The organism is Novosphingobium profundi (assembly GCF_018491765.1).
In the GTDB taxonomy this organism is placed as follows: Bacteria; Pseudomonadota; Alphaproteobacteria; order Sphingomonadales; family Sphingomonadaceae; genus Novosphingobium; species Novosphingobium profundi.
In genome coordinates this window covers 29,872-49,312 of record NZ_JABWCU010000017.1, presented here as the reverse complement: position 1 = coordinate 49,312, position 19,441 = coordinate 29,872, and the positions used below count along the sequence as shown (strand labels likewise).

The 19,441-nt window shown below is 63.3% G+C and carries 11 protein-coding genes and 3 pseudogenes; 13 read left to right on the top strand and 1 reads right to left on the bottom strand.

What is annotated here, in order from left to right:
• Positions 1 to 140: 140 nt before the first annotated feature.
• The 9 genes and pseudogenes from HT136_RS19145 (at position 141) to HT136_RS19110 (ending at position 14,478) form a co-directional block, all read left to right on the top strand.
• Positions 141 to 2,804, top strand: a complete 2,664-nt coding sequence (locus tag HT136_RS19145) for a TonB-dependent receptor (protein WP_214201437.1) — start codon at positions 141 to 143, stop codon at positions 2,802 to 2,804.
• Positions 2,801 to 5,356: a glycosyl hydrolase 115 family protein gene (locus tag HT136_RS19140; protein ID WP_214201436.1), complete on the top strand. Its 2,556-nt coding sequence runs from the start codon at positions 2,801 to 2,803 to the stop codon at positions 5,354 to 5,356. The genes HT136_RS19145 and HT136_RS19140 overlap by 4 nt, the downstream gene beginning before the upstream one ends.
• 58 nt (positions 5,357 to 5,414) lie before the next feature.
• A complete protein-coding gene (gene manD / locus HT136_RS19135) occupies positions 5,415 to 6,626 on the top strand; it encodes a D-mannonate dehydratase ManD (protein WP_214201435.1) in 1,212 nt (403 codons plus the stop codon).
• A 49-nt stretch (positions 6,627 to 6,675) separates the two neighbouring features.
• Positions 6,676 to 6,825: pseudogene (locus tag HT136_RS19130) on the top strand (MFS transporter); the annotation flags it as partial.
• 363 nt (positions 6,826 to 7,188) lie between these two features.
• Positions 7,189 to 8,952, top strand: coding sequence for a methyl-accepting chemotaxis protein (locus tag HT136_RS19125; RefSeq protein WP_214201434.1), 1,764 nt, complete (start codon positions 7,189 to 7,191; stop codon positions 8,950 to 8,952).
• 19 nt (positions 8,953 to 8,971) lie between these two features.
• Entirely contained in the window at positions 8,972 to 10,126 is a 1,155-nt protein-coding gene (locus tag HT136_RS19120) for a carbohydrate porin (protein ID WP_214201433.1), read from the top strand.
• Between the two features lie 319 nt (positions 10,127 to 10,445).
• A pseudogene (locus HT136_RS26730) lies at positions 10,446 to 10,796 on the top strand (PAS domain-containing protein); the annotation flags it as partial.
• A 42-nt stretch (positions 10,797 to 10,838) separates the two neighbouring features.
• Positions 10,839 to 12,905, top strand: a complete 2,067-nt coding sequence (locus tag HT136_RS19115; RefSeq protein ID WP_343222241.1) for a methyl-accepting chemotaxis protein — start codon at positions 10,839 to 10,841, stop codon at positions 12,903 to 12,905.
• Between the two features lie 97 nt (positions 12,906 to 13,002).
• On the top strand, positions 13,003 to 14,478 hold the full coding sequence (locus HT136_RS19110) for a chemotaxis protein CheW (RefSeq protein WP_214201431.1): 1,476 nt from the start codon (positions 13,003 to 13,005) through the stop codon (positions 14,476 to 14,478).
• Between the two features lie 113 nt (positions 14,479 to 14,591).
• Here HT136_RS19110 and HT136_RS26355 read toward each other — a convergent pair.
• Positions 14,592 to 14,708, bottom strand: a pseudogene (locus HT136_RS26355) (IS110 family transposase); the annotation flags it as partial.
• A gap of 470 nt (positions 14,709 to 15,178) precedes the next feature.
• Between HT136_RS26355 and HT136_RS19105 the strand changes: the two are divergent.
• From HT136_RS19105 to HT136_RS19090, 4 genes are read left to right on the top strand one after another with little or no spacing between them, the layout of a single operon-like run.
• Positions 15,179 to 16,753, top strand: coding sequence for a hotdog family protein (locus HT136_RS19105; RefSeq protein WP_214201430.1), 1,575 nt, complete (start codon positions 15,179 to 15,181; stop codon positions 16,751 to 16,753).
• A gap of 34 nt (positions 16,754 to 16,787) precedes the next feature.
• Positions 16,788 to 17,504: an EthD domain-containing protein gene (locus HT136_RS19100; RefSeq protein WP_214201429.1), complete on the top strand. Its 717-nt coding sequence runs from the start codon at positions 16,788 to 16,790 to the stop codon at positions 17,502 to 17,504.
• Positions 17,504 to 18,163, top strand: a complete 660-nt coding sequence (locus HT136_RS19095) for an EthD domain-containing protein (RefSeq protein WP_214201428.1) — start codon at positions 17,504 to 17,506, stop codon at positions 18,161 to 18,163. The genes HT136_RS19100 and HT136_RS19095 overlap by 1 nt, the downstream gene beginning before the upstream one ends.
• On the top strand, positions 18,163 to 19,404 hold the full coding sequence (locus HT136_RS19090) for an MFS transporter (RefSeq protein WP_214201427.1): 1,242 nt from the start codon (positions 18,163 to 18,165) through the stop codon (positions 19,402 to 19,404). The genes HT136_RS19095 and HT136_RS19090 overlap by 1 nt, the downstream gene beginning before the upstream one ends.
• The last annotated feature ends 37 nt before the right edge of the window (positions 19,405 to 19,441 follow it).

The following is a 19,441-nucleotide window of genomic DNA, read 5'->3' as shown; positions in this document are numbered from 1 at the left end:
GTCGTTGGCAAGGTCTGCGTGGATTGATCTGGCAGGCCAAAATGGAAGAAGGCTTGCAAATATCGTAAAATTGGTCTGTCAGACTTGACGGGCCAACTTACATTTCCGTAATGTCCCCCGAGATAAGAACGGGAGGATGAATGATGGGCTATTCCACACTCGGCGGCCTTTTGTCCGGCGTGGCGCTGCTTGCCGTCGCGGCGCCGGCGGTTGCGCAGGAAAGCGGGGCTGACGCAGCGGGGCAGGCGTCCGGTGCAGCGGCGGGGCCTGCGGGTCCGTCGGAAGTCACCGCCCCCGAGATCATCGTGACCGGCATGCGCGCCAGCCTCAACAGCGCGGCGGATCGCAAACGCAATTCGGGCGCCATCGTCGATTCGATCGTGGCCGAGGACATCGGAAAGTTGCCCGACAACAACGTGGCGGAATCGCTCCAGCGCATCACCGGCGTCCAGATCACGCGCAGCCAGGGCCAGGGGCGCGGCATTGCCATTCGCGGCCTCAGCCAGGTCCAGACCCTGCTTGACGGGCGCGACATCTTCACCGCCGGATCGCGCACGCTGACGGTGTCGGACATCCCGGCCGAACTGGTGGCCGGGATCGACGTCTACAAGACCAGCCAGGCCGATCAGATCGAGGGTGGGCTGGGCGGCACCGTCGACTTGCGCCTGCGCCGTCCGTTCGATTTCGACGGGTTCGAACTCAGCGGCAGCGTCAAGGGCGAGTACACCGACAAGCTCGAAAAGGTGAAGCCTTACGCCTCGCTGCTCGTCAGCGACCGCTGGACCACCGGCATCGGCGACATCGGATTGCTGCTCGGCGGTTCCTATCAGGAATTCGGCTACCGCATCGATCGCAACGCGGTCGGCACCTACAGTGACCGCTATGATCTCTACGACCGCGATGGTGACGGGGTATTCCCGGATGACCCCGACGACGACATCGTCGCGCCCACCGATGTGGGACAGCGCTATACCTACGGCAACCGCAAGCAAGCCGGCCTCAATGGATCGTTGCAGTGGGCACCGAGCCCCGATCTCGAATTCCATCTCGACGGACTTTATACCCGCTACGATTCCAAGGAGGACAACCAGCTCGTCTACGCGTTGACCGGAACTGCGGGCCTGCGCGCCTCGCCGGCGGTCGCGGTCGGGCCCTTCGAGTTCGCCGAGGACGGTCTGACCGTCGCCAAGGGGCAATGGACCAACGCGCGTTTCCGTACCAGCACCTATGTCCAGGACAACCTCACCGAGACCTACCAGTTCGCGCTGGGCGGCAAGTGGACCCGCGACGCGGTCGAGGTCACGGGCGACATCAGCTACAACAGCAGCCGCGCGACGAGTTATTACGACGAATTCGGCATTCGCGGCCTGACCGACACCTACGACCTCGATCTGACGGGCTTCCTGCCGCGTATCTCGGTCACCGGGATCGATCCCACCAATATCAATGATTTCGAGCTCGACCGACTTTCCTACAATTTCTCCCGGACCAAGGGTTCGCAGTGGGCCCAACGCCTCGACGCGCGCTTCGAAATCGGCGACACCGGGCTCACCGCGATCAAGATCGGTTTCCGCCATGCCTCGCGCGATGTCGATTACTACGCGCTCTCGGACAATTACACTTATGCCTCGGGTGTCTCGGCCGCGGACTATGCCGACACGCAAGTCCTGACCCGCGACGACCTGTTCCCCGGTTACGGGCTCTCGATCCGGCAGTGGCTGACGAGCGACGCCGATCTCGTGCGCAACTACACGGCCATCCGCGAGCGTCTTGGCTACAGCACCGAACTGCCCGCGCTTGTCCCGACCGACACTTACAGCTTCACCGAGAAGACTACGGCAGGCTACATCAAGGGCGAATTCGCCTTCGATCTGTTCGCGATCCCGATCGACGGCAACCTGGGCATGCGGGTGGTGACGACCAAGGATGTCGGGCATAGCGCGGTCGGCCTTGCCGATGGCGGTTATGCGCCTGTCGTCCAGGACAATTCCTACACCGACGCCTTGCCCAGCATCAACGTGCGGGCCAAGCTGAAAGACAACGTATTCCTGCGCTTCGCGGCGTCGAAGTCGCTGACACGTCCGGCCTTCTCCTCGCTCAATCCGGCCTTGCGGCTCGAATACAACTACCTGACCGGTTCGGCGGGCAACGCCGAGCTCGACCCGCTGCGCGCCAAGCAGCTCGACGTCTCGCTCGAATGGTACATGCCGCATGGTGGGCTGCTCTACGGGGCAGGCTTCTACAAGTGGGTGGATGGGTTCATCCAGAACGTGGTCCAGAACGAGCTCCACGACGGCCAGACCTTCCTGGTCTCGCGCCCGCAGAACGGCAACAGCGGCAAGATCAAGGGCATCGAGCTGGGCTACCAGCAGTTCTTCGACTTCCTGCCCGCGCCCTTCGATGGGCTGGGATTGCAGGCCAACTTCACTTACGTTTCCAGCGCGGCGCCGACGGCGGTGGTCGGGCAGACGGTGCCGCTCGAAAACCTGTCCAAGTACAGCTACAATCTCGTGGGCATCTACGAGAAGGGCGGGTTCAGTGCGCGCCTTGCCTACAACTGGCGTAGCTCCTTCGTGGAATCGACGAATGGCGGCGGTTCGGGAGGGCTTCCGCTTTATGCCAACGCGCAGCCCCAGCTCGACGCTTCGCTGTCCTATGACCTGACCGACCGCATCGCGATCACGTTCGATGCGCAGAACCTGACCGCACCCGAACGTCGCGAATACTACGGCGTGACCTACCGACCCAAGGCGCTGCTGGTCCAGGACCGGCGGTTCCAGTTCGGGGCCCGCTTCAAGCTATGATCGTTCCTCGCACACTTATTGCCCTTGCCGCGTTCGCCCTGCTGATCATGCCGGGCGTGACCGGCAGGGCGCGGGCCGCCGAACCGGCGCCCTTCACACTGGCTTTCACTCCCGGTACCCCCGGCTTCGCGCTCGTGCGCGGCGGAATTCCGGCACGGCTCGTGGCCGATCCCAAGGATGCGGCGGTCGTCTGGCATGCCCTCGATGCCTTTGCGGGGGATCTTGCCGCGGTGGGCGGCACCCGGCCCGAGCTCGTACGCAGCGCGGACGCGCCCAGCGGCTCCGGCGCGCGGGTGGTCGTGGGAACGCTGGGCCATAGCGCGCCGGTCGATGCCCTCGTCCGTGCGGGCGCGATCGACGTTTCACGGCTGCGCGGTGCCTGGGAAAGCTTTATCATCGCCGTCGTGCCTGCCGACAAGGCGAGGGGCGCTGCGACGCTGCTCGTCGTGGGCAGTGACCGGCGCGGAACCGCCTATGGCCTGTTCGAACTGAGCGAGGCGATGGGCGTTTCGCCCTGGACCTGGTGGGCCGACGTGGTGCCAGCGCACCACGACAGCGTGACCGTGCCCGCGGGCACGCGGCGCTTCGGCCCGCCCTCGGTCAAGTACCGGGGCCTGTTCATCAACGACGAGGACTGGGGCCTCTTTCCCTGGGCGGCAAAGACTTTCGATCCCGCGCGCGGCAACATCGGACCGCGAACTTACGAGAAGGTCTTCCAGCTCCTGCTGCGGCTCAAGGCGAATACGCTGTGGCCCGCGATGCACAAGGTCAGTGCGCCCTTCAATTCCGACCCCGAAAACGCGAGGCTGGCCGACAGCTACGGCATCGTGATGGGTTCCTCCCACGCCGAGCCGATGCTGCGCAACAACGTGGGCGAATGGACGGGCGCCAGCGCCGACTTCAACTACGCGACCAACCCCAAGGGCGTCTCGGCCTATTGGGAGGAGCGGGTGCGCAGCAACGCGGGGTATGAGAACTTGTGGACGCTGGGAATGCGCGGCATCCACGATAGCGGCATGGTCGGCGCCGACACGCTGGCCGAGCGCGTTCACCTGCTCGATACCGTGATCGCTGACCAGCGCGCGATGCTTGCGCGCGACGTGCCCGAAGAACGCCGCGCGCAAGTCTTCATGCCCTACAAGGAAGTGCTCGACATCTACCGCGGCGGCCTTTCGGTGCCCGACGAGGTCACGATCCTGTGGCCGGACGACAATTTCGGCTACATCCGCCAGTTCGCCGACGCGCGCGAACGCGCCCGCAGCGGCGGGGCAGGGGTCTATTACCACTTGTCCTACCTCGGCGCGCCGATGTCCTATCTCTGGCTCTACACCACGCCGCCCGCACTCGTGCAGGAAGAGATGACCCGCGCCTGGGACAAGGGCGCACGCTCGGTGTGGATCGCCAATGCGGGTGACATCAAGCCTGCGGAGATCGGCCTCGACCTGTTCTTCGAGATGGGTTGGGACATTGATCGCTGGCGCGGCCGCAGCCAGGCCGACTTTCTTGCCGATTGGGCGGGGCGCACCTTCGGTGCCGAGCATGGCGCACAGGTGGGCTCGGTGCTGGATCGGCATTTCCGCCTCAATTTCGAGCGGCGGCCCGAGCACCTGCAGTGGTGGCTGCCGGGCGAGCGTCCGACGCGCAAGAACACGCCCGGTCTCGAAGTGGCAGGGCGCTATGCGCTGACCTCGCGCGCGGTCGATGACAGGCTGGCCCGCTTTGCGCAGCTAACCTTCGATGCGCAAGTCGCCGCGAAGGCGATGCGGCCCGAGCAGGCCGACAGCTTCTTCGAACTCGTGGGCTATCCGGTGCAGGCCGCTGCGGCGGCGAACCGGCGCTTCTTCGGCGCCGAACGCTATGCCGCCTTCATCGATACCGATCCGGCGCTGGCCCGCGCGGCGGGCGCCGCGGCGCGCAGCGCCGATGCCGAGATTACTGCGCTGACCCGCCGCTACAACGAAGACATTGCCCAGGGTAAGTGGCGCCATATCCTGGCGGTTGAGCCGGCGGACGACCAATGGCGCGACTACCGGCTCGAACCTGCCTCGGTTCCGGTCGCGGGTCTCGTTGCCGAAAAGGATGGGCTGGCACCGCTCGGCGCTGCGGGACGCAATTCCGCGACCCTCGATATCGAGCCCGAGACGGGCATGGCTCCGGCCAAGGGCTGGCGGCGGGTAGAGGGCCTTGGCCACGGCGAAGGATCGCTCGTCGCCCGGGCAGCCGGCGCGACGCTGGCGCTCGATGTCACCGTGCCGCAGGGGCCTGCGCGCCCGCTTGCGCTCGGCCTGTTGCCGCTCTTTCCCGATGATCGGGCCGACGACACGTTGCGCCTTTCGGTGCGGATCGACGACGGTGCCCCCCAGGCGCTGGAGCTTGCGCATCCCGCAGGAAGCGCGGCCTGGACGCAAGGGGTGCTCGACAACCGACTCTGGCTGGCGGTGCCCGGTACCCTATCGCCCGGCCACCATCGCATCGCGATCACGGCAACGGGCACCGGCATCGCGCTCGACACACTCCGCCTGCAGGCCACGCCTGTTCCTCACACCCATTGATGCAATTTCGAGGCGGCCGGGATCGAACGGTCGCCCCATACAAGGAAGACACACCGCAATGCCCAGGATAACCGATGCGAAGGTGATCGTGACTTGCCCGGGACGCAACTTCGTGACGCTCAAGATCACGTGCGAGGATGGCACGACGGGCCTTGGCGATGCCACCTTGAACGGCCGGGAATTGGCGGTCGTGAGCTATCTGGCCGATCATGTCGTACCCTGTCTGATCGGTCGCGACGCGCACCGGATCGAGGACATCTGGCAGTACTTCTACCGTGGGGCCTACTGGCGGCGCGGCCCTGTCACCATGACCGCGATCGCGGCGGTCGACATGGCGCTGTGGGACATCAAGGGCAAGCTGGCGGGCTTGCCGGTCTACCAGTTGCTGGGCGGGGCGAGCCGCGAGGGCGTGATGGTCTATGGTCACGCCAACGGGACCACCATCGAGGACACCGTCCGCGTGGCGCTCGAATACAAGGAACAAGGCTACAAGGCGATCCGCCTGCAGTGCGGTGTGCCGGGCATGGCCTCGACTTATGGCGTTTCCAAGGACAAGTACTTCTACGAGCCTGCGGACGCCGACCTGCCGAGCGAGAACGTCTGGAACACCGCGCGCTACATGCGCGTGGTGCCCGAACTCTTCGCCGCCGCGCGCGAGGCGCTGGGGTGGGACATCCATCTCCTGCACGATATCCACCACCGGCTGACGCCGATCGAGGCAGGGCGCCTTGGCCGTGATCTCGAACCCTACCGGCCGTTCTGGCTCGAGGACGCGACGCCCGCGGAGAACCAGGACGCCTTCCGCCTGATCCGCGAACACACCACCGCGCCGCTGGCGGTGGGCGAGATCTTCAACTCGATCTGGGACTGCAAGCACCTGATCGAGAACCAGTTGATCGACTACATCCGCGCCACGGTGGTGCACGCGGGCGGGATAACCCACTTGCGCCGCATCGCCGCGCTGGCCGATCTCTACCAGGTGCGCACCGGTTGCCACGGGGCGACCGACCTCACGCCCGTCGCGATGGCCGCCGCGCTGCACTTCGACCTTTCGGTGCCCAACTTCGGCATCCAGGAATACATGCGCCACACCCTTGAGACCGACGCCGTGTTCCCGCACGCCTACACCTTCGCGCAGGGCATGATGCACCCGGGTGAGGCGCCGGGACTGGGCATCGCGCTCGACGAGGAACTGGCCGCGCAATACCCCTATAGCCGGGCGTTCCTGCCCGTGAACCGTCTCGAAGACGGCACGATGTACAATTGGTGAGGCGATAACCGGAGCCGCCGTCGTACCCGCCGCGGCGGAGAAGGACACGCTGCCCGCGCGCCCGGCGCAGGCAAGCTTGCCCAGACCCTCGGGGCGGTTTCGCGGGGTGGTCTGCGGCCTGCTCTTCGCCGCGGTCGTGCTCAGCGATATCGAGCGTCTCGTGCTGCCCACGCTCAAGCTCGAATTGCAGGTGCGCTACGCGGGCGCGATCCTCGAGAACCTGGGCAATTAAGGCCCGATCTTCGCGGTGCCCTCGTGCGCCTACCTCGTCGCGCTCCACGGCATCCTGCCCCGTACCAGAGCGCCGTGGCCCAAGACCCGCAGGTCTGACCCTTACTCGGGCTGCCCCCTCGCGATATCTTCGCGCAAGGAGCGCATTTGCTTGCCGGGGGTGCAGCCCTTGCACAGGTCAATTCTGACCAAAGCTGATGGAATGTCTCGGGATAACCCCGATCCCGCGTCTTAGCCAGCCTTCAAGTGCTTCAATCTTATAGGATGTCTCAGACGCAGAGCGGCTCTTGCTGTTCGGGCGTTTCAATTTCCTGTTGCGAAAGCCATCCATGTGAAGCGCCATGCCTCAAGCATTTCGTCGCGTACCAAGCGCGGCTTCGGACTGTTGCTGGCGGCAACGCTCCTGTGGGGGATCGCGAGTGGACTGGTCGGAGCTTACCAACGCTCTGCCCTGGCCCGGGTCGATGCGGCCGTGACGGTGTTGCGCAACCACATGGAAGCGGACATGCTGCACGACACCATCCGCGGTGATGTCCTGGGCGCTCTCGCTTCCGCCGCCGGCGCTGTCGAGGGAGACCAATTCAGCCAGAATTTCGCCGATGATGCCAAGTCCTTCCGGGCGCACATCGCGCGGACCCTTCAATATTCCGACAGCCCGCTCGTGCAGCAGGCCGCCAGGACCGTCGAGGCCGACGTGGCGGCCTATCTCGAGTCCGGCCAGCAGTTGATCGGCGCCGTCGATGCGCGCAGGCCCACGTCCCCGGCGCAGTACAAGACTTTCATCGAGCGCTTCGAAACACTCGAAGGCGGAATGTCGAACATATCCGACAAGGTCGAAGAGAACGTTGAAGCAACACGCAACGCGGCGGATTTCGCCAACCTCATCGGCCTCGTCGTCACCTTCGTGTGCGGTGGCCTTATCCTCGCCGTGAGCATCCTGGTCTGGCGCGAGACAAAGGCCCACATCATTTCGCCGATACTCGCGATCCGTGGCGCCCTCGACGCCTTGGGGCGTAACGAACTGGAGGTCCATGTCCCTCTGGCGGACAAGGATGATGAGATGGGCGATCTGGCGCGTGCGGCGGAGACCCTGCGCGATTGCCTGAACGCCGCGCAAGTGGCGCGCGAGGATCAGGAGCAAACGATCATCACGTCGTTCGGCTCGGCGCTTCGCCGCCTGGCGGACGGCGACCTGTCAGGCCGCATCGAGCACGAAATGGGCGGCGGCTTCGCCAGCTTGCGCCGCGATTACAACACCGCGATGGATGCGCTTTCGCAAACGCTCAAGATGGTCCTTCAAGCCAACGGCGCGACGATCGGCACGGCCAGCGAGATCAGCGCCTCGGTCGACGATCTGTCGCAGCGCAACGAGCGCCAGTCGAGCCAGCTCCAGGATATGGCCAGCGCCATCTCGGGTGTGACACGGGGCGTGGGTGATGCGGCCGGATCGGTCAACGAAGCCCAGGAAGAGATGCTCGCCATCAATTCTGCAGTGACCGAGGGTGGAACCGTCATCCAGTCCGCGGTCGAAGCCATGGACCGTATCGAGGAATCCTCGAACCGGATCGTCTCGATCATCACCACCATCGACGGGATTTCCTTCCAGACCAATCTTCTGGCCCTCAATGCCGGTGTCGAGGCGGCTCGCGCCGGCGAGGCGGGCAAGGGCTTTGCGGTCGTCGCAACCGAAGTGCGCGCGCTGGCGCAGCGTTCGGCCGAAGCGGCGAATGAGATCAAGCACCTCATCACGCTTTCAGGAGACGAAATTCGCCATGGGGTGGGGCTTGTGCGCGAGGCCGGAGCCGCGCTGGTCGCGATTGTCGAGCGCATGGAGCGCATATCCACGACCATGCGCGAAATCAGCAATGGGGCGCAGGAACAGGCGCGAGCGCTGAGCGGCATCGATACAAGCGCCAAGGAACTGGAGAAGATCACCCAGGCCAACGCCGCCCTGGCCGAGGAAGTCTCCGCCGCGACGCGTCAAGTCTATGCCGCGACACAGGACGTCTCGCAAAAGCTGGAAGCTTTCGACTTTGGCGCCGGAAATGCCGGTCCGGCCTCGCGTTCGGGCTTTGGCCCGCGTCTGGCCGCGTGATAGCTGGCGGGCAGGCACCATGCGGGCGGCCCTGATCCTGGTACTGGCGGGCTTTCTGGCACCGCTCCAGGTCCAGGCGGCACCCGGCCTCGACTTCGGTTTTGCCGAGACGATCGACGTCGTGTCCATCCTGTCGGGCCCGGGCGACCGTCGCCTGCGCGTCCTTGAAAACACCGACGTCATATTGGATGCGGACCTCGAGACCCTGGCGGGGTGGGCATCGACACGGTCCCACATCTATGTCCTGAGCAACCACGGGGCCCGCCCGAACGAAATCGTGGGAAGCCTTGAGGGGTTCAACAACATCGAGGTCGCACGAAGCGGCGTCCGGCTCTTCGAGGCCTGGATCGAGCGAGACCTGGGCAAGGGGTCGCTCCTGGTCGGGCTCTTCGATCTCAACAGCGAATTCTACGTGACCGAATCGGCCGGCACGCTCCTGTCCCCACCCTTCGGCATCGGCTCGGAATTGGCCGGGTCCGGGGTGAATGGCCCCTCGATCTTTCCATCGAGTTCGCTGGCCCTGCGAGGCCAGGTTGCGATCGGTGACCGGGGGCAGTACTTGCGCGCCGCCCTGGTCGATGCCGACGCGGCCAGCTGGGGCGATCCGCATGGCGTCGATTTCAGCTTCCACGAAGGGTTGCTTGGGGTTGCCGAGGCCGGGCTGGACAAGGACGGCCTCAAGCTCGCGCTGGGAGGATGGGCTTACACCAAGGCGCACGATCATCTCTGGGCGACCCAACCCGACGGCAATCGCCTGGCGCAGAAGACTTGGGGTGTTTATGCCCTTCTCGATGCGCGGCTGACATCGCGCGAGGCCGACCAAAGCCTCTCCGCATTCGTTCGCGGCGGATGGATCGAGGGGCAGGCGACGCCTTTCGAGGCGAGCGCGCAGGCCGGAGTGCTGCTCGCTCCCATGTTGGCGCAGAGGCCGGCCAGTGCCCTCTCGATCGGAGTGCATGCGGCTTGGACGAACCAGGCTCAGCGCGCCCTCGTATCGGCAGAGGGACGCTTGCCAGCCAGGTTCGAGCGTGGCGTGGAGATCACCTTTACGGACGAACTCCTACCCGGTCTGACCATCCAACCTGATTTCCAGATCATCCAGAATTCGGGTGGCCAATCCGATTCCCCGCTTGTTGTCCTTGGCATGTTGAGAATTGCTTTCGCAATTGAATGATTGCGCAGGATGCCCTTCTGGCCGTCTTGAAGGGGTGGGATGGACATGGAATCCGTTCCGCGATCCAGCGCTGAAAGCGGACGCCGAACGCGTGAGATGCGTCAGTTTTAGCCAAGACAGACCGCTGGAGCCAAGGGCTTTCCCAGTTGGCGAGGACGCAGCTTCGCACGGTCATTTCGATGGTCGCGGGTTGGCGTTTCGGCAATCTGCATCTGTGAAAATAGAACAAGCCTCGTGGAAGTGCTTAGTCCGGGTTTTTCATTACCTTGGATGCGGTTCGATATACGCGACCTAACCCTTCTGTGCGCAGGTCCAATCAATGACAGACCAAGCTTTCAACAATGATCTTTCCGAGATCGCCACCAGTGCCGCGCTGCTTGAACATCGCTTCTTTGCCATCAACCATGCTTTCGCGATTTGCCAGTTCAGCCCCGAGGGCGAACTGATTCACGCCAACTCGCGCTATTGTGACTACCGCGGCACCGAGGAAGCTCAACTGGTCGGCCGCTCGTTTGCCGATCTCTACGCAGCGCAAGGAATTTCGCTGGAGCAACTGGATGAGGATTGGAATGCTCTCCTCAATCGGGATGAGACGGCATTCATTCGCCAGTTCGTCCAGCCTGATGGCTCCATCATCTGGCTCGAGGAGACTTACGTTCCCACGCGCGACGAGAAGCGCCAGCTCATTTCGGTTCTGGCATATGCCAAGGACGTGACCAAGGTGCAGCGCGATCAAGCGTATGCCGCGTCGATCTCGGCCGCAATGGGGCGTGGCTATGCGATCGTCGAATTCGATCTCTCTGGCCGGATCTTGACGGCTAACGAGAATTTCCTGAGCTGCATGCAGTACTCGCTCGACGAGATCGTCGGACGCCATCACAGCATTTTCTGCGATGAAGCTTATACCACCAGTCCGGCCTATCGTCAGTTCTGGGAAAAGTTGGGCCGAGGCGAATTCGACCAGGGCGAATACCGTCGACATCGCAAGGACGGCAGCGACATCTGGCTGGAGGCCAGCTACAATCCCATTCTCGATCAGGAAGGCGTTCCAACCCGGATCATGAAACTGGCGGTCGATGTCACGCAACGGCGTGTTGCCGCGGAAGAAGCGCGTGGGCATGCCAATGCCATCGACCGATCCCAGGCTGTCATTGAATTCGATCTGACCGGACGGATTCTGAAAGCGAACGCGAACTTCCTCGATATCTTCGGTTACGAAAGCTCGGCGATCGTCGGCCAGAAGCATACGATCTTGTGTGATGAAAATTATGTGGCCTCGGAAGAATACGCGGAACTCTGGCGCAGACTGCGCGCCGGCGAATTCGTCAGCGGGCAGTTCAAGCGCCTTGCCAAGGGTGGTCGGGAAGTCTGGATAACGGCCACCTACAACCCGATCCTCGACTACGAGGGGCGCCCGGTCAAGATCGTCAAGTTCGCACAGGACGTGTCGGTGCAAAGCCTCAAGGCGATCGAGATGGAGGGGCGCGCACGCGCCATCGACCGTGCGCAAGCGGTCGTCGAATTCGATCTTCAGGGCAACGTCCTGAACGCCAACCGCAATTTCCTCAACTTGATGGGCTACACTCTTGAGGAAGTGCGCGGTCGCCATCATCGCATCTTCTGCGACCCGGCCACCCAGGGCAGCGATGATTACGCGCAATTCTGGGAAAGGCTGGCGCGGGGGGACTGCGACAGCGGTGAATACCGCCGGATCAACGCCGCGGGGGACGATGTCTGGATCAGTGCGAGCTACAACCCGGTGCTCGATCTGAATGGCAATCCCTACAAGGTCATCAAATACGCGCTCGATATCACCGACAAGAAGCGGCAGGCCAACGACCACAGTTCGCGCATCGAGGCGATCCAACGCTCGCAGGCGGTGATCGAATTCGATCTCGATGGCAAAGTCCTTACCGCGAACGAGAATTTCCTGCGGATCACCGGATACAGCCTTCGTGAAATCCAGGGGCAGCACCATTCGATGTTCTGCCCGCCCGACTATATCCGGAGCCAGGAATACCGGGATTTCTGGCTGGTCCTCAACAAGGGCGAAATCCATAGCGGACGCTTTCACCGGATCGGCAAGTACGACCGCGACATCCATATTCAGGCGACCTACAACCCGGTCCTCAATCTGCGCGGCGAACCGGAACGCATCATCAAGTATGCGCACGACATTACCCAACAGGTCATGCTGCAGCAGGAGATCATCGCACGCGCCTCCGATCTGGAAGCGCTAGTAGGTCGCCTGACCCGGTCGATCGAGTCCATCAATTCGTCCACCTCGGCCGCGGACTCACTGGCCGAGAAGACACGCCAGGATGCCTCGGTGGGAAGCAATGCCCTCGAGCGTGCCATCGAAGCGATCGACCTGATCCAGAAATCGTCCTCCGGCATCGCCGAGATCGTCAAGGTCATCGCGGAGATTTCGGGGCAGACCAATCTGCTGGCCTTCAATGCGGAAATCGAGGCCGCCCGCGCGGGCGAGCACGGGGTGGGGTTCTCGGTCGTCGCGGGCGAAGTGCGCCGGCTTGCCGAGCGGTCGAGTACAGCCGCGCGCGACATCAGCCGCCTGATCGAGGAATCGCTGGGATGCATCTCCAAGGGGAGCGAACGTTCGCAGGAAGCCCGCGTGACCTTCGTGGATATCGAAGGGTCGGTCCACAGCACGGGTGAAGCCATCGCGGCCATCTCGGACTCGGCGAAACTGCAATGCGAGGTTTCCGGCGAAGTTGTCGAACTGATCCGCAAGCTTTCCAACGCAACGGCGCAGGCCTGAGGGCGTCGCGGCGATGCGGTACGTGGCGCGATACGGGAGGTACGGCGAAGTCGAGGCCCCAGCCGAGGGCTTCCCGCCAGACTTGGCGTCCACTGGTGTGTCGAAGCCTTCGGCGACACCTGAGCCTGGCCTGGAAACCGCATTTTCGCCCGATGTCCAACCGGGACTGTATGGCATCGTGCGTGCGGGCGAACTCTTCGCTGCCTTTGCGATCGGCAATATCCGTGAAGTCGTCCCCTTTCCCGGACACCTGATCGCCTGGCCGCGCACACGGCCTGAATTGCTCGGCGCATTCAGTTTGCGTGGTGCGGTCATTCCGGTGCTGGATCTGCGCTCTCTGCTGCAAGTGGGCGCTGATGGGCTCGAGGCCGACGACGACAACGAGGAGGAGTGCGTCGTCCTCGTGCTCCAGCATCAGGACGATACGTTCAGCGTTAGGATTACGGAAATTTGTGGCGTTGCCGATCTTGGTGAGGATGCCTTGACCGCGCTTCGCCGCGACGGGACGGGTAAGGCGCATGTCGCTCCGGCTGCCTTCGTGCACAAGGACAGCAGTGGCCTGGTCGTCGATGTCGCCGCTCTGGCCGGCTTGTCCGGACTGCCCAGGGCCCGCTCGCGCGTGCAGGCCCTCACGAGCCAACGCGAGCGCGGAACACCGCGATTGCTCGCTTCGGTCGGGGGACATCTTTTCGCGTTCGCAGCCGCATCGATCGATGCAACAATGCCCCATTCCAATCTCTCCCCTTGCCCGATTGCCGATCCCCTATGGATCGGAATGCTGGCCTACAACGGACGGAAAGTTCCCGTGATCGATACGCTCGGTTTGTTTGGGCTGGGGGAAGTGGTCCGGACGGCGCAGGCCGCCTGCCTCGTCCTGCGCATGGCAGATGGAGAGCTGGTGGCGCTGCAAATCGACAGTGCCCAGGACATGCTGTCTATGAGCGACACCGACATTCGCCCACTTGAAGTGGCGGAGCTGGAATGCCTGCGGTTCTTTCAAGGGATTTACGAGTTCGGGGACAAGCTGGCGCTGGTGGTCGAGCCCAAGAGCCTTCAGGAATGCCCGGAACTGGCGCAACTGGCGTGCCTGGAGGAAGCAGGTATCGAACAGGCAGGGGCCGGTTCGATGGCAGGTTCCACCAACCTGGGAGAGCATGGAGGCGCCGAGTGCCGCGCCCGGCCGTTTCTGCTTGTCCGGCTCGGAGGCGGGCGCTTTGCAGTCCCACTCGAACACGTCGTGGAAATCTTGCCAGTCAGTACGTCCCGTATCGCCTGTCCGGGGGCACGCGCGGGTCAGTCGCTTATCGTTCATCGTGGCAAGACGATTGCGCTGCATTCGCTTGGACGCGCGCTGGGCCAGGAAAGGGATGATGCGGGTCCTGGGCCAGTGATCGTCGTGCGGCTGACCGACAGCCAGATCGGTTTTGAAGTGGATGCCTTGGTTTCGGTGGAACGCGTCCCGCTACAGACCCTGAACGCAAAAGAAGGCGCACCATCGATGGGGCTATTGACGCATACGTTGGCGTTACGGGATGGAACTTGCTCTGTTTTGGATATCGCCAGGATTATCTGAATGAACCCTATATTTGGGTGAGTGGCCAGGCACGTAAGGATGCCCCCTGTCGTGCAAGTGTTGTGAAAGTGGCGCCGGCGTGTGATCGGATGCGGTCATGTATCAGGCTTGTTGCGCGCCCAGAAATGGGCGGTGCCACAAGCCTCCATCGCCACAATGCAACGCGACTGCTGGGGCAGAAAGGGGTGCAACTGACCACGGCTAAGCTTCTTGCGGAGGAGCGCGCGCCCGTTCGGAAACATCACATGTGCTCATTCGATGCCGTGGGGAGGGGGCATCCACTCCATCACTTCTCAGTGGCAATCAACAGTCGCTAGCGAATTTCGGTTCGGACCACGGCGTGAAAGCAATTCGATTCGGGCGACTGTGCAAGGGCTTGTCTGACCGGTCTGAGGGTATGCCCGAAAAACTATGCGCAAACCCCATGGCGATGTTCAGCGCGGCAAGGGTGGTGGTGAAGTTACTGTCTGGATTATTTTTTCTGTAGCTTGAGGACCTTCCAGAGGGGGCTCGGGATGGCCATGCGGGGCCGATTTCAACGGTCGGAATCAGTCCCTTTACACGCCGCAACCACTCCTTTATTCCTCGATAAGAGAAATAAATTCGACTTTGGGAGAGAGCTATGACGAACCCTGCGAAATCAGGTTTGAAATCGGCAAGTGCGTTTACAAGTTGCCATATCCGAAGGCTGGGGGTCGGCATGGCGATTGGCGTTGCCGCCCTTCTCGTGCAGCCGTGTGCTCCGGCGGCGGCACGTGCCGCGGCGGTCGCCGCCGCAAACGAAGCTGCCAGTCCGTTCGAGACGCTCTACCCCGGGGTCTACACCGAGAAGGAGAAGGCGGGGCTGGCCAAATACTGGGCCGAAGTGGCCGCGATCAACGCGCGCGGTCCGGTTGATGTGGCGGCGCTCGTTTCGGGTAAGCTGACGGGGCGGCCTGGGATCAATTCGATCGTCGTCGCGGATCCGGCCTGGGTCGCCTACGACAATGCCAAGTACGACCCGGACAACAAGGTCTACAATGACGCGGACTATGCGCGCAGCCTTGGCTACAAGGACATGCTCGCCTTCCCGACGTTCGCGGCAAACGACGATGCGATCATTCAACCCTATCCGTCCGGCGGGACCGACACCCTGCTGGCGGCCGATCTCAACCACGAGATCACCAGCTATCGCCCGATCTATCCCGGCGACACGCTTTATCTCGTCATCAACCACCGCGAGATAAAGGACCTGACGCCGCAGGGCGGGTCGATCTACCGCTATCTTGCCTTCACCAGTTCGGGCAGCATCTACAACCAGCACGGCGAGAAGGTGCAGGATGTCATCTTCCGCAACTTCCGTGGATTGCGCATCTACAAGCCGGGCCTGGCGCCCGAACATCCAACTTTCAAGGATATCTGGGACAGCCCCGACTGGCGTCAGCGCAAGCCGCATGTCTACACCGACGCCGACTGGGAGACGATCAAGGGGCTCTGGCGCGGGGAACATCGCCAGGGTGCAGCGCCCCTCTACTGGGAGGACGTCAAGATCGGTGATCGTCCGACTTGGACCGCCGACGGTCCGGTGGAGAAAAGCGTGGCTCCCGTCGCGCCATGGGGCATGGGCTCGGGGGGAAGTCGAACGATACGCCACGAACTCCTGGGCGATGTGAAGCCCGCTCCGCAAATCGTACGAGAAACCAATACCGGCATCTATGTAACGCATCGTCGCGATATCCAGATCCCGCCCGTCCCGGCCCTGCCACAAGGACTCGTCCCCCAGCCCGACGCGCCCAAGACCGAGGATGCGGTGATCAACACCGCCGACATCCATGAGGAAGGCGACAACCGTTCGATCCTGATCAATTACATGGGGCGCGAATATGCGATCCGCCACATCAACAATTGGATGGGCGACCATGGCTGGATCCGCAATATTCGCTGGGGCATCCTCAATCCCAAGGCGTTCGCGCTCAATGGCAAGACGATCCCGGGACATCCCGACGCACGCCGCTTCCTGAGCCATGTGCCGGGCATGGAAGGGCGCTTTGTCAGCACGCACGGCATGACCGAGGACCTCGCGATCGTGAAGTCCTACGTTTATGACAAGTACGTGCTGAACGGTCAGTATGTCGTCGATCTGGCGTGGTGGATCGAAAATCTCGATGGCGACATCTGGGAAGCGGGCGGGGCGACCGTCGCGCTGCCCTCGCGCCTGGATGGCAAGGCCGATCCTGTCGCCGATGCGGTGCGCGGGCTCGACAGCGAGCCGCCGGTACCTGCCGCGGCCTCCTGAACCTTCCTTTTGCGTCTACGATCGGACCCACGACATGCTCAAGATCTTCGAACTCTATGTAACCCGTAACCCTGCGGACGAGGCGGCGCTTGGTGCGCTTGCCGAGGCGGCAGGCGCCTTTGCGCAATCCTGCCCGCACGTGGCCGGATTCACCTTGCAGTCTGCCAATCCCGTTCCGGCGCGCAAGGACATCGTCCAGTTGGCTGTTCCGGCCGAAGTCGATGCCTTCGCCGAGTTCTGGGTCGCGGATGAGGCGGCGTGGCACGCAGCTCTTGGGACCGAAGCCGGCAAGGCCTGGCGCGCCGTGCGCACCGCAACCATTGCATGTGCCAATACGCTTCTCGTGCAGGAGCATGCGCTCATCCCCGTTCCCGACCCGCGCCCGGGGTGCCGCAACAACGCCTTTCTCACCCGCAATCCGGCGCTGAGTGAGGAAGGATTCATGAACGAGTGGGTCGGCGAACACGGCGCGATGTGCCACGCGATCCCCTACTTGCGCGGCTTCGTGCCGTGCAAGGTGCTCACGCGTCTGCCCGAATTGGACGTCACGCCGATGGAGTGTGCCGACATCGAAGGCATCGCGCAGGCCTACTTCGATAGCCCCGAAGAGGAACTGCAGATGATCGGCACGCCCGAGGCGAAAGAGTGGTTCGCCCATGGCGCCATTACCTTCGGCCTGATCAAGGCGTTCGGCGCACGCGAACTGTCGGTGGCCATTCCCGCAACGCTTCCGGCCGGGGAGTGCGGCTGATGTTCAAGAGCTTCGGAATGCAGATCGCCCGCGAGGGGCTGAGCCATGACGGTTACGTGGACTACTGGCTCAACGTGCACGCGCCGATGTCACAAGGGGTCCACGACCTCATGGGCTATGTTTCCAACGAGGTTGTCCGCGCGGGTAACCGGCTTGCGATCGCCCGCGAGGATATGTCCTTCGGCGCGCAACTCGACGGGATCGCGCAACTGCATTTCGCCACCGAGGATGGCTTGCGCCGCATGGCCGAGCGTCCCGAAGTGATGAAATGGTTCGAGGATGGTCCGAACTTCGTGGGCATGCGGACCGGCTTTATCGCCGAAGAACACGTACTCGCGGTACCCCGTCGCGAGGGAAACCCGTTCAAGGCGATCGGCTTCTTGGCCTGCGAGACTTCGCCCGAAGTCGCCTTGCGCCGGATCGTACCTGAGGACGGTCTCGTACTTTCGCGATTGGGGGAGCCAACCGGCTCGACCAACCTGCCGGGCCTCGAGGTTCCGGCCATGGACTACGCGCTCGAGGTGTGGGGCCGCGATGCCGAGCAGGCGGAGGCGGTTCTGGCCGCGCTCGTTGCCAGGCTCGAAGGCAAGGTGCGCCTGGTGGCTGCGGTCGTCGTGCACGAACGCGTCATTCTCCTGCCCAAGGACCATCAGGCCTGATGCGCGAAGTGGCATCGGCGTCGCGCATGCGCGAATTCACCCGACAATCGGTGATTGTCACACTCGCCTGTGCGGCGGGTATGTCGGTCGGGCCGACGCCCATGGTTTCGGCGGTTGCCGGAATGTTCATGAAGCCCGTTGCCGAAACGTTCGATCTCAGTCGCACGATGATTTCGGCGGTCATGCTGATGTCTCCGCTGGCGGTCGCCGTCTTTGCCCCGACCGGCGGACGCCTGCTCGATCGTTTCGGCGTGCGGCGCGTTCTGCTGCCCGTCGTCGTGCTGTTTGCCCTGGCCAATGCCGCGATGGCCCTGGTGACCCAGGTCTGGCACTATCTGGCACTCTCCCTGGTGATATCGGCGTGCATCTCGGTGCATTGCTATTCTTCCTATACCAAGGTGCTCGCGCTGTGGTTCTCGCGTCATCGCGGGGTCGTGACGGGGGCGACCATCGCCTGTGGTTCGGCGTTGGGTGCAGCGATAATCCCCAAGCTCGTCCAGCCCTGGATTGAAAGTTACGGCTGGCAGCACGCCTACCTCGGCATTGCCGCACTGGTTGCGTTCTGGGGACTTCCGATCCTTGTCCTGTTCCTGCGCGAGCCACGCGCGGACGAGCGGGCCGGGCCGGTCGAGGCCGAACATGCGGGCGAGGTCCCGGGAGCGACGCCCGCGCAGGCGATCCGGGACCGCGTGTTCTGGATGCTGGGCGCGGCCATGTTCCTCGCCCCCTTCACCATCATCGGCACGGTCGCGCATCTCTTCCCGATGCTGACCGAGCGGGGCATGGCCGGCGCGGATGCGGCAACGGTGCTGTCAATGATCTACATCGGCGGGATGGTTGGGCAATTGAGTTCAGGACTGCTCCTCGACCGGACGACGAGCCCGCGTATCGTGCTGGTCTATTTCGGTGGCGCGGCGCTGGGCGTGTGGTTGCTGCACCTTTCGGGCAGCGCGGCGCTGGCGCGGCCGGGCGCTCTGTTGCTGGGGTTGGGGCAGGGGGCGGAAATGAGCATCCTTGCCTATCTTGCCTCGCGTTACTTCGGTCTCAGGCACTACGGCGCTATCTATGGCCGGCTATACGGCTTTGCCAATTTCGGGATCGCTTGCGGGATCCTTTCGATGGGCGCGGTGCACGATCTGACCGGGACCTATGCGGCGATGGGCAAGGTCTTTGCGGTGACGATCCTTCTCGTCATGGGACTGTTCGCGACGCTGCCTGCCTATCGCTTTACCCGCGACTAGATCATCGTGAGATAACCTGGCCCTTCAAGCGCGCGCC